The sequence below is a fragment of the Sphingomonas populi genome, assembly GCF_004208535.1.
GTDB lineage: Bacteria > Pseudomonadota > Alphaproteobacteria > Sphingomonadales > Sphingomonadaceae > Sphingomonas > Sphingomonas populi.
In genome coordinates this window covers 209,150-221,088 of record NZ_SGIS01000001.1, presented here as the reverse complement: position 1 = coordinate 221,088, position 11,939 = coordinate 209,150, and the positions used below count along the sequence as shown (strand labels likewise).

Below are 11,939 nucleotides of genomic sequence, written 5' to 3'. Positions count from 1 at the left end.
TAGGCCGTGCGAACTCTGCACATTTCGCGTTCATACGTTATATTCGAACCCTTCAACCGGTGCCAACAAGGATACGAATGGCCAGCCTTCCTATCCTCAAGTCCCCCGACTCGAACCCAACCCGCGATGCGGCGCTGATTGCCGGCGCCACCGGCATCGCCGCCGCGCTCGTCATCCTCGGCCTGCTCGGTAACGTCACGATCGCCGCTGCCTTCCTCGCCACCGCGATCCTCGTGGTTGGCGGGATGATCGCCTTTCGCCGGCTGTTCCCCTCGAACGCGGGCGAGGACGGCGAACCCGATTGGGCGCTCGCCCGCACGCTTGCCGCTGCCAGCGCCGATGCGGTCGCCGTCACCGATCGTGCCGGGCGGCTGGTCTGCGCCAACGATCATTATGAAGCGCTGTTCGGCGGCTTCCCGACCCCGCCCGGCCTGCCGCTCGACGGCGACGGTGCCGAGCGGCTTGGCGACGCCGGGCGGCGGGCGTGGCGTGACGGCACCGCCACGCTCGACCGGCTCGTCGCGCGTGGATCGAGCGTCGTCGCGGACATCGCCTGTGCGGGTGAGGACGGCGATCTGCTGGTGTGGCGGTTCCGCCAGACCACGGGGGTCAACCTCGCCGCCACGGTCGAGGAACTCGTGGCCGGGCGCACCGGCGAGCAGTTCGGCCGCGCCGGCATCATGGTTACGCTGATCGGCCACGACGGTCGCGTCATCGCCGCCAACAGTGTGCTGCGCGCGCGCGCAATGGGCCACGCCGATGCCGAGATCACCGGCCGCGATTTCGCGCGCTTCCTCATCACCGACGAACGCGGCATGGTCCGGTTCGAGCGCGAGGGGATGCTCAAGAACCCGCTGCGCGTGCTACAAATCCCGTTCGTCGAGGGCGACGATGCGCCGATGCTGGTCGCGCTGATCGACGAGGAGCAGAGCGGCGCCCCCGCGATCGGCGCGAGCGCCAGCGCGCACGTCCAGACGCTCGTCGCGCTGATGCCGTTCGGGGTCGCCCTGGTCGGCAATGATGGGCGCTTCCTCCAGATGAACGAGTCGTTCGCCCGTGCGGCGCTGGTCGATCCCGCCGCGCCGCCGGTCTATCCCGGCGATCTCGTCGTGCGTGAGGACAAGGGCGTCATCGCCGATGCGGTGCGTCGCTTCGCCAGCGGCGCGACCCATTCGACCGATCTCGCCATCCGCCTCAAGGATCATCCCGACGAGCCGGTCGCGCTGTCGATCGCCGGCGCGCGCGGCCTCGGCGATGCGGCGGTGCTGCTCAGTCTCAAGGACAATGGCGAGGAAACCCGGCTCAAGCGCGAGGTCGCGCAGGCCACCAAGATGCAGGCGGTCGGCCAGCTCGCCGGCGGCGTCGCGCATGATTTCAACAACATCCTCACCGCGATCATCGGGCATTGTGATCTGATGCTGATGCGCCATTCCCCCGGCGACAGCGATTATGACGACATCCAGCAAGTCCGCGCCAATTCGAACCGCGCGGCCTCGCTGACCCGGCAATTGCTCGCTTTCTCGCGCCAGCAGACGCTGCGCCCGCAGGTGCTGCAACTGCCCGATGTCGTGTCCGAAGTGTCGCAACTGCTCAAGCGGCTGCTCGGTGAGAGCATCACGCTCAAGGTCAAGCATGGCCGCAATCTTGCGCCGGTGCGCGCCGATCCGGGGCAGCTCGAACAGGTCGTCGTCAACCTCGCGGTCAACGCCCGCGACGCGATGCTCGCCAAGCCGCCCAAAGGTGGCGCCGTCCTCTCGATCCGCACCTTTGCGGTAACGGCGACCGACGTGCGACGGATGCGGTCGGATTTCTTACCCGTCGGCGATTATGTCGGGCTGGAAGTGGCCGATAACGGCGCCGGCATCCCGGCCGATGTGTTGCCCAAGATCTTCGAGCCGTTCTTCACCACCAAGGATGTCGGCAAGGGCACCGGGCTCGGCCTCTCGACCGTCTACGGCATCGTCAAACAATCGGGCGGCTACATCTTCGCCGAGTCGAAGCCGGGGCAGGGGGCGGTGTTCAGCATCTATCTGCCCGTCCACACCGCGTCCGCGCCCGTCGCCGATACGGTGATCGCGCCGCCCAAGAAGCCGCTCGATCTGTGGGGCAGCGGCACGATCCTGCTCGTCGAGGACGAGGACATGGTTCGCGCCGTCGCCGAACGTGCGCTCACCCGGCAGGGCTATACCGTGCTCACCGCTGAACATGGCGAGGCGGCGCTGGACCTGCTCGCCAGCCATCCGCGCCCCGATCTGCTCGTCTCGGATGTAATGATGCCGCTGATGGACGGCCCGACGATGGTCCGCCATGCGCGCAAACTGTATCCCGATCTGCCGATCCTGTTCATGTCGGGCTATGCCGAGGAGACGCTGCGCAAGTCGATCGACCTTGAAAACGTCGCTTTCCTCGCGAAACCCTTTTCGGTACAGCAGCTTGCCGAGGCGGTGCGCGCGATGATGGCCGCGAAAGAGCTTGGCGCGGACGCGGGTTGATGGTTATGGAACCGTCATGACCGCGCCGCAAAATATCCTGATCGTCGAGGACGAACCCCTGATCGCGATGATGCTTGAGGATTTCCTCGAAATTCTCGACAAGGTTGCGGTCGGCAGCGCCGATAGCGTCTCGGCCGCGATGGAGCTCATCCAGGCCGGCGGCATCGACGCGGCGATCCTCGATCTCAACCTGCGCGGCGGCGAAACCAGCCTGCCGATCGCCGATGCGCTCGCGGCGGCCAACATCCCCTTCGTGTTCGCCACCGGCGGCTCGCACGACAGCGTCGCCGAACGCTTCCGCGACCGACCCTCGCTCGCCAAGCCGTTTACAATGGACGGCGTCGCGAAAGCCCTGGACGCGCTGGCCTAACCGTCGCCCCGGCGAAGGCCGGGGCCGCTGCGTGTTACGCGAAACGATCGCCAAGCCATAAGCCGCCCCCGGCCTCCGCCGGGACGACGCCCGTTGGAAAAATTCTCCGTTCCGCTCTTGTTCCAAAAGAACAAATAGGATACGAAGCTTCCAACACGCATTGAATGCGCAAGCACATCGGTTTAGCGACGGAGGCTATCTTGGCGGCATCACTGAAGGTTATCGACACCAAAATGGCAGCATCCAACACCAAGGCCGCTGATGAGCGGCAAAAGGCGCTCGAAGCCGCCCTCGCACAGATCGACCGTGCGTTCGGCAAAGGTTCTGCGATGCGGCTCGGCTCGAAAGAGACGATGCAGGTCGAGACGATCTCGACCGGCTCGCTCGGCCTCGACATCGCGCTCGGCGTCGGTGGCCTGCCGCGCGGCCGCGTGATCGAGATTTACGGGCCGGAAAGCTCGGGCAAGACCACGCTCGCGCTCCACGTCATCGCCGAGGCGCAGAAGGGCGGCGGCACCGCCGCCTTCGTCGATGCCGAACATGCGCTCGATCCGGTCTATGCCAAGAAGCTCGGCGTCAACATCGACGAACTGATCGTGTCGCAGCCCGACACCGGCGAGCAGGCGCTCGAAATCGTCGATACGCTGGTGCGTTCGAACGCGATCGACGTGCTGGTGGTCGATTCGGTCGCTGCCTTGGTGCCGCGTGCGGAAATCGAGGGCGAGATGGGCGATAGCCATGTCGGCCTCCAGGCCCGCTTGATGTCGCAGAGCTTGCGCAAGCTCACCGGCTCGATCAGCCGCTCGCGCTGCATGGTGATCTTCATCAACCAGCTCCGCATGAAGATCGGCGTGATGTACGGCAACCCCGAGACCACGACCGGCGGTAACGCGCTGAAGTTCTACGCCTCGGTCCGCCTCGACATCCGCCGCACCGGCCAGATCAAGGATCGCGAGGAGATCATCGGCAACACCACGCGCGTCAAGGTCGTCAAGAACAAGGTCGCGCCGCCGTTCAAGCAGGTCGAATTCGACATCATGTACGGGCAGGGCGTCTCCAAGATCGGTGAAATTCTCGATCTCGGCGTCAAGGCCGGCCTCGTCGAGAAATCGGGCGCTTGGTTCAGCTACGACAGCGTTCGCATCGGCCAGGGCCGCGAAAACTCGAAGAATTTCCTCAAGGAAAACAGCGAGATGTGCGACCGCCTCGAAAAAGCCATCCGCAGCCGCACCGACAAGGTCGCTGAAGAGATGATGGCCGGCCCCGAGGACGACGACGTCGATATGTGAGCAACCTTAGCGATTTTTAACGCGGCGTTCGTCCAGCGTCGCAAAGCCCGGAAAGGCCCGCCCACGTCGCGGGCCTTTCAGCGTGGTGGAACCGATCGCATCGATCCGCGATTGAGAGCGCCATGACGATCCTAGTTCACCACCTCGAAAATTCGCGCTCGCAGCGAATCCTCTGGCTGCTCGAAGAACTCGAACTGCCATACGACCTCCGCCGCTACGCCCGCGACCCCAAGACGATGCTCGCGCCGGAAGCGCTCAAGCGCCTCCATCCGCTCGGCAAGTCGCCGATGATCGAGGACGACGGCCGCGTCCTCGTCGAGACCGGCGCGATCGTCGAATATCTCGTCGCGAAAGGCGACGGCCGCTTCGCCGCCCCCGCGCACCGTGACGCGGCGCTTCGTTACCGCCAGTTCCTCCACTACGCCGAAGGCTCGCTGATGCCGCCGCTCCTCGTGCTGCTCGTGCTCGGCCGCGTGCCGCTGTTCGGGCGTGCGGCGTGTCGGCGCTTCCAGCCGATGATCGACGTCCATCTCGATTATGTGGAAGGCGTGCTCGCAACGCAGCCGTGGTTCGCGGGCGACACGATCTCCGCCGCCGACATCATGATGAGCTTTCCGCTCGAAGCCGCCCGCAGCCGCGCCGGTCTCAATGCGTCACGCCCGGCGACGATCGCCTGGCTCGACCGCATCCACGCGCGCCCCGCCTATCAGGCAGCGCTCGCGCAGGGTGGGCCATATGCCTATGCGTGACGCGTGAAGCCGTGGCTCGGCGCGTGGGGCGGCTCGATCTCGGCCGGCTCGGGCGGATCGAGATCGCCCTCCCACCGCGCCACCACGCTCGCCGCGATCGCATTGCCGACGACATTGGTCGCCGAACGGCCCATGTCGAGGAACTGATCGACACCGATGATGAGCAACAGCCCCGCCTCGGGGATGCCGAACTGCCCGAGCGTCGCCGCGATCACGACGAGGCTCGCGCGTGGCACGCCGGCGATTCCCTTCGACGTGACCATCAGCGTCAACAGCATCGCGATCTGCGTGCCGAGCGTGAGCTGAATGCCGTAGGCCTTGGCGATGAACAGCGACGCGAACGTCATGTACATCATCGATCCGTCGAGGTTGAACGAATAGCCGAGCGGCAGCACGAAACTGGCGATCTTGGCAGGCACGCCGAACCGGTCGAGCGCCTCCAGCGTGCGCGGGAACGCCGCTTCGGATGATGCGGTGGAAAACGCGAGCAATGCCGGCTCGCGGATGTAGCGCAGCAACATACCCGCGCGCCGGCCGATCACCGCGAAGGCCAGCGCCCCCAGCACGATCCACAGCGTCGCCAGCCCGAAATACACGCTGCCCATGAAGTAAGCGAGTTTGAAGATCAGCCCCGGCCCGTGCTCGGTCAGCGCGGCGGTGATCGCGGTGAACACCGCGATCGGCGCGAGTCGCATCACGTAATCGGTGATCTGTAGCATCACCGCTGCCAGCCCCTCGGCAGCGGCCACCAACGGCGCGGCGCGCTCACCAACGGCGGTGATCGCGACGCCGAAGAACACCGAGAAGATCACGATCTGGAGGATTTCGTTGGTCGCCATCGCATCGACGATCGAACTCGGCACGATATGCGTGATGATCTTGGCGAGATCGAACCCGCTCGCATCGAGCCCGACCGCGGCGTTGACCGGCGGTGGCGTCAGGTGCGGGCTGAGACCGAGCGTGTCGCCGAGGTCCGAGGTGAGATGGAACAGCAGCAGCCCGAGCGTGAGGGATACCAGGCTCGCGCCGATGAACCAGCCGACCGCCTTCAGCCCGACGCGGCCGAGCGCGCCGGTATCGCCCATGTGTGCGATGCCGACCACCAGCGTCGAGAACACCAATGGCGCGATGATCATCTTGATGAGCCGCAGGAACACCGTGGTCAGGATCGAGAACCAGCCTGCGATGGCCTTCAGCCGCGCGGCCGCTTCCGGCGAACCGTCGTCGATCCCGGCGTGGATCGCCCAGCCGAGCACGATGCCGAGCACCAGCCCGCCTAGAATGTACCACGTCAACCGCTTCGCCAAGTCTCGTCTCCCGCTGGCCCAGTGCATAGCGAAGGGCATTGCCCCGGCGCCGTCAAGCGCCCTATCGTGTTCCGATGCAGCAAAATAGTTTCTCCGGCCGTCGTGGCGTGTTGAAGATGGCGGGAGCCTTGCCCTTGCTCGCCGCCGCGCATGCCGTTCGCGCGGCCGAGCCGGATCTCGCGGGGCTCGCCGACATCACCGGCGACGTGGTGCCGATCACCGCTGCCGAACGGCTCGCGCGCATCGGTCGCGCGCAGGCGCTGATGCGGGCGAACGGTATCGGCGCGGTGCTGGTCGAGGCGGGATCGTCGCTGGTCTATTTCACCGGCGTCGAATGGCACCGCAGCGAGCGGCTGACGGCGGCTGTTCTGCCGGCCGAGGGCGATCCCTGTATCGTCACGCCGTTCTTCGAAGAACCCTCGGTACGCCAGACGCTCGCCATCCCGTGCGATGTCCGCGTGTGGCAGGAGGATGAAGACCCGCTTGCGCTGGTCGCCGGTTTCCTGCGCGAACGCGGGCTTGCCGGGCGTCCGGTCGGGATCGAGGAGACGGTGCGCTATTTCGCGGTGGATGGTCTCACGCGCGCCTTGCCGGATGCGAAGATCGTTTCCGCCAATCCGGTCGTGCGCGGTTGCCGCATGGTCAAGACCGCGCCCGAGATCGCATTGATGCAGCGCGCGACCGACGTGACGATCGCCGCCTATCGCTGGGTTCATCCGCGCGTCGAGAGGGGCATGACGCGCGAGCAGATCGCCGCGCTGATGAACGCCGCGACGCGCAAGCTCGGCGGCGATCCCGAATTCGCGCTGGTGCTGATCGGCGAGGCGGCGGCCTATCCGCACGGCAGCCGCGCGCCGCAGGTGGTGGCGGACGGGCAGGTGGTGCTGATGGACTGCGGCTGTACGGTGCAGGGCTATCAGTCCGACGTGTCGCGCACCTTCGTGTTCGGCGCCGCCAGCAAGGAACAGCGCAGTGTCTGGGAGCATGTCCGCGCCGGCCAGGCCAAGGCGTTCGCGGCAGCGCGGATCGGCACGCCGGCGGGTGCGGTCGATGACGCGGTGCGCGGTTTCTACGAGAGCCTCGGCTACGGCCCGCGCTATCGCCTGCCGGGGCTGTCGCACCGCACCGGCCACGGCATCGGGCTCGATGGGCATGAGCCGGTCAATCTCGTCCACGGCGAGACGATGCCGCTGGCGGCCGGCATGTGCTTTTCCGACGAGCCGGGGCTGTATCTGCCCGGCAAGTTCGGCGTTCGGCTGGAGGATTGTTTCCACATGACGCCGACGGGACCGAAATGGTTCTCGGTCCCGCCCGTCTCTATCGATTCGCCGTTGGGCTGACGATCAGGGCGTGATCGTCACGATCACGCGCTTGTAGCGGGACAGCGGCGGGGTGCCCTTGTCGGTCACGCGCACAATGAAATGCGCCTCGCGCGGTTCGGTGACGGTGGGCGCGGTGAAATCGACCGTGTGGATGTTGGCGGCGATGCCGTTGAGGATCGGCGTCTGCCAATGGCCGATCTCCTGATAGTGGAACCACTGAAAGCTCAGGCTGTCGCCATCGGGGTCGGTGCTGTCGGCGGCGCTCAGCACGAATCGTTGACCGGACTTCACCGTCAGCCGCTCCGGACCCGTGAGCCGCACCTCCGGCGGGTGGTTCGCCTGCGCGAAGGGGCGCACCGTCCACGCCATGCGCGCGGCGAAGTCGTTCTGGATGTCGTCCCGCCAGCGCCATATTCCGGCTCGGAAATCCTTGATCTGCCGGTCGCCGGGGGTGGATGCGCGCCCGAATTCGCGCGCGACCTGCGGCGTGAAACTGTCGATTGCATTGGTCCAGATCGGGCGCGTCTCCGGCGCGATCGTCACCCCGCTGAATCCGCTCGGATCGGTTGTCGCGACCGGCGGCGTGTAGAGTTCGTACCGGCCTCCCCATCCGCCCCAATCGGGGTGATCGGGATTGCTCAAGCCGTTGGGGATCAGCGAGAGGAACGCGGGCGTATCGCCTTCCATGCCATAGGATACGTCGGGGTAGATGGCGCCGAACGGCCCGTGGCCCTGTTGGATGTTGTCGCGCAGCCACGCATTGCTGATCGTGCGGTTGTCCGCGCCGTCGATGAGGGTGTGGATGCCGGTCCAGGTGCCAGCGCCGTAGCCGCCCGGGCTGACGACGTAGAACAGATCGGGGAAGGTCTTGCGCAGCCACGCGCCGGCATCGTCTTGATCGGAAATGGTGTAGACGCGCAGCTTGGCGATCAGCCGCCGCGCCACGTCTGGCGAACGTGTCTCGCGGATCGTGTACAGCGCCTGCGCGAGCGTGTTGACGCCACCCCAGACCGAAATCCACAGCGGGCGCGGGTCGTTGCGCTCCATCGCCTCGACGATCAGGCGCGATCCGGTCGTGTCCTTGCCGGCACCGACCACCGCCATGCCATAGCCCGGCTGCCCTTCGCTGACGAGCGCGCGAAGCCGGTCGGGCGTCGGATAGCCGGCCTCGTGCTTCAGCAGATTGGGCTGCACCTTGGCATAGGCCGCGATGATACGGCGGATCGAATCGGGATGGATCGCCGTCTTCATGTGGATCGAGGTCGTCGCGACCAGACCTTCGAGATCGATCTCGTTCGCATAGAGCAACAGCCGAACGAAGGATTGCGTGTCGTCGGGATCGGCCTCGATGTCGCTCAGCACGATCATGCGCTGCCGGTTGGTCGGTGCCGCCAGCGGGGCTTGCGCGGTGACCGGGGCTGCTACGACGGCAAATGGCACCGTGATCGCAAGCAGGACTGCCCATTTTCGCAAGGTCTTCTCCCGTGTGTCGTTCGTATCGCTGGACGGCGGCTTCGCCTTACAGCCGGTGGAGAGCCGTTGCCAGCAAAGCGAATATGCACGGCTCGTCGCAGCAGCGCCACGCTTGAGAAGATGTGCGGCCTCGCCTAAGTCGGCGGGATGATCTCGACCAACGACATTCGCCGCAGCTTCCTCGACTATTTCGAGCGCGAGGGGCACGCCCGCATCCAGTCCGCGCCGCTGGTGCCGCAGAACGATCCGACGCTGATGTTCGTCAACGCAGGCATGGTGCCGTTCAAGAACGTGTTCACCGGACTAGAATCGCGCCCGTATTCGACTGCGACATCCTCGCAGAAGTGCGTGCGCGCTGGCGGCAAGCATAACGATCTCGACAATGTCGGCTACACCGCGCGGCACCATACGTTCTTCGAGATGCTCGGCAATTTCTCGTTCGGGGATTATTTCAAGGAGCGTGCGATCACGCTCGCCTGGACCTTGCTGACCAAGGAATGGGGCATTCCGGCGGAGAAGCTGACCGTCACGGTGTACCATACCGACGACGAGGCGTTCGATCTGTGGCGCAAGATCGCCGGTCTGCCCGAGGATCGCATCATCCGCATCGCCACCAACGACAATTTTTGGTCGATGGGCGACACCGGGCCATGCGGGCCGTGCAGCGAGATTTTCTACGATCATGGTGACCATATCTGGGGCGGCCCCCCCGGTAGCCCCGAGGAGGATGGCGACCGCTTCGTCGAGATCTGGAATCTCGTCTTCATGCAGTATGAGCAGATCGACAAGGAAACGCGGCTCGATCTGCCGCGCCCCTCGATCGACACCGGCATGGGGCTGGAGCGAGTCGCCGCCGTGTTGCAGGGCGTCACCGACAATTACGATACCGACACGTTCAAGGCGCTGATTGCCGCCTCGGTCGCACTGACCGGCACGCAGGCGGAGGGCGACGCCCGGGCGAGCCACCGCGTCATCGCCGACCATCTGCGTTCATCGGGTTTCCTCATCGCCGACGGCGTGCTGCCGGCGAGCGAAGGGCGCGGCTATGTGCTGCGCCGGATCATGCGGCGCGCGATGCGGCACGCGCATCTGCTCGGCGCGAAAGACCCGCTGATGCACCGGCTGGTGCCGTCGCTGGTCGCCGAGATGGGCGCGGCCTTCCCCGAGTTGGTGCGCGCGCAGCCGCTGATCGAGGCGACGTTGCTCCAGGAGGAAACGCAGTTCCGCCGCACGCTGACCAACGGCCTGCGTCTGCTCGACGAGGCAACCGCCGCGTTCGGCGAGGGTGCGATCCTGCCCGGCGAAACCGCGTTCAAGCTCTACGACACGTTCGGCTTTCCGTATGATCTCACCGAGGATGCGTTGCGCCCGCAGGGGATCAGCGTCGATCGTGCCGGGTACGATGCGGCGATGGCCGAGCAGAAGCGTGCGGCGCGGGCTGCCTGGAAGGGCTCGGGCCAGCGCGCGTCCGACGATCTGTGGTTCGACATCGCCGAGGCGTTCGGTAGCACCGAGTTCATCGGCTATGCGACCGATGCGGGCGAGGGGCAGGTGATCGCGATCGTCAAGGACGGCGCACGCGTGGACCGCGCCGAGGCTGGCGAGACGGTCGACATCCTCGTCAACCAGACGCCTTTCTACGGCGAGAGCGGCGGCCAGATGGGTGATGCCGGCACGATTACCGGCGACGGCGTCGCGATCACGGTCGAAGATACCGCCAAGCCGCTCGGCCGGCTGTTCGCGCATCGTTCGCGGATAGACAGCGGCGCGGTCGCGGTCGGCGATACCGTGCGGCTGGCGATCGATGTCGATCGCCGTGCGCGTATCCGTGCCAACCATAGCGCGACTCACCTGCTGCACGCGGCGCTCCGGCGGCGGCTCGGCGGGCATGTCACGCAGAAGGGCAGCCTCGTCGCCGAGGATCGGCTGCGCTTCGATTTCTCGCACAACAGCGCGATGACTCCGCAGGAGATCGCCGACGTCGAGGCCGACGTGAACCGCCACATTCGCGGCAACGATGCGGTCACCACGCGGTTGATGACTCCCGATGACGCGATCGCGGCTGGCGCGATGGCGCTGTTCGGCGAGAAATATGGTGACGAGGTTCGCGTGCTGTCGATGGGCCGCGATGCCGATGCCAGCTATTCGGTCGAGCTGTGCGGCGGCACCCACGTCAATGCGCTCGGCGATATCGCCCTGTTCGAGATCGTCTCGGAAAGCGCCGTGTCGAGCGGCGTTCGTCGGATCGAGGGGCTGACCGGCGAGGCGGCACGCGCGTATTTAAGTGCGCGTGACGAGAAGCTGCGCGAGGCGGCTGCGGCACTGAAGGCGACCCCCGACGACGTTCCCGCGCGCGTCGCGGCGCTGGTCGAGGAGCGTCGCAAGCTCGAGCGCGAACTCGCTGAAGCCAAGAAGGCGCTCGCGCTCGGCGGCGGCGCAGGCGCCGCGCCGGCGGGACCGGAGCAGATCGGCGGCGTCAATTTCGTTGGTCAGGTGATCGAAGGTCTCGATCCCAAGTCGCTACGCGGCGCGGTCGATGACGTGAAGGGCCGGATCGGCTCGGGCGTGGCGATGATCGTCGCGGTCAATGAAGGCCGCGCCTCGGTCGCGGTCGGTCTGACCGCCGACGTTGCGACCACGCGGAGCGCGGTCGATCTGCTGCGCGTTGCGGTCGCCGTGCTGGGCGGGCAGGGCGGCGGCGGTCGACCGGACATGGCGCAGGGCGGTGGCCCGGATGGCGCGAAAGCGGCTGAAGCCGTCGCAGCGGTGCGGACCGCGCTCGCGCCCGAGCACGCGGCGGCGTAATCATGGGAGGGCGCCCCGCGCCCTCCCGATCGGTCGAAGCACGAAATCGACGGATTCGCGCGCTTCATCGCGTGAATCGCCACCCTCGTCGCTATGCTGCACCGCAGCAATATTATGTCACGGACGGTTTAT

8 protein-coding genes are annotated in these 11,939 nt (G+C 66.3%); 6 read left to right on the top strand and 2 right to left on the bottom strand.

Translation table 11 applies throughout. The features are described from left to right. The first annotated feature begins 77 nt into the window (after positions 1-77). From EWE75_RS01040 to EWE75_RS01025, 4 genes are all read left to right on the top strand, one after another. Positions 78-2,492: a hybrid sensor histidine kinase/response regulator gene (locus tag EWE75_RS01040; protein ID WP_130154828.1), complete on the top strand. Its 2,415-nt coding sequence runs from the start codon at positions 78-80 to the stop codon at positions 2,490-2,492. Between the two features lie 16 nt (positions 2,493-2,508). After that, positions 2,509-2,862, top strand: a complete 354-nt coding sequence (locus tag EWE75_RS01035; protein WP_130154827.1) for a response regulator — start codon at positions 2,509-2,511, stop codon at positions 2,860-2,862. A 200-nt stretch (positions 2,863-3,062) separates the two neighbouring features. Then, positions 3,063-4,151, top strand: a complete 1,089-nt coding sequence (gene recA, locus EWE75_RS01030; protein ID WP_420852800.1) for a recombinase RecA — start codon at positions 3,063-3,065, stop codon at positions 4,149-4,151. 122 nt (positions 4,152-4,273) lie between these two features. Further along, on the top strand, positions 4,274-4,900 hold the full coding sequence (locus EWE75_RS01025) for a glutathione S-transferase family protein (protein ID WP_130154826.1): 627 nt from the start codon (positions 4,274-4,276) through the stop codon (positions 4,898-4,900). Here EWE75_RS01025 and EWE75_RS01020 read toward each other — a convergent pair. Further along, positions 4,891-6,207, bottom strand: a complete 1,317-nt coding sequence (locus EWE75_RS01020; protein ID WP_130154825.1) for a dicarboxylate/amino acid:cation symporter — start codon at positions 6,205-6,207, stop codon at positions 4,891-4,893. The two genes, EWE75_RS01025 and EWE75_RS01020, sit on opposite strands and share 10 nt — an antisense overlap. Positions 6,208-6,323: 116 nt before the next feature. Here EWE75_RS01020 and EWE75_RS01015 point away from each other — a divergent pair, with 116 nt between their 5' ends. After that, the gene (locus tag EWE75_RS01015) at positions 6,324-7,547 is read left to right on the top strand and encodes a M24 family metallopeptidase (protein ID WP_231708138.1); all 1,224 of its coding nucleotides are present in this window, start codon (positions 6,324-6,326) and stop codon (positions 7,545-7,547) included. Between the two features lie 3 nt (positions 7,548-7,550). Here the strand turns inward: EWE75_RS01015 and EWE75_RS01010 are convergent, their stop codons facing one another. Then, positions 7,551-9,002: a DUF1593 domain-containing protein gene (locus tag EWE75_RS01010; protein WP_130154823.1), complete on the bottom strand. Its 1,452-nt coding sequence runs from the start codon at positions 9,000-9,002 to the stop codon at positions 7,551-7,553. 147 nt (positions 9,003-9,149) lie between these two features. On the opposite strand from EWE75_RS01010, the gene alaS reads away from it, so the two are divergent. Beyond that, on the top strand, positions 9,150-11,807 hold the full coding sequence (gene alaS, locus EWE75_RS01005) for an alanine--tRNA ligase (RefSeq protein ID WP_130154822.1): 2,658 nt from the start codon (positions 9,150-9,152) through the stop codon (positions 11,805-11,807). The last annotated feature ends 132 nt before the right edge of the window (positions 11,808-11,939 follow it).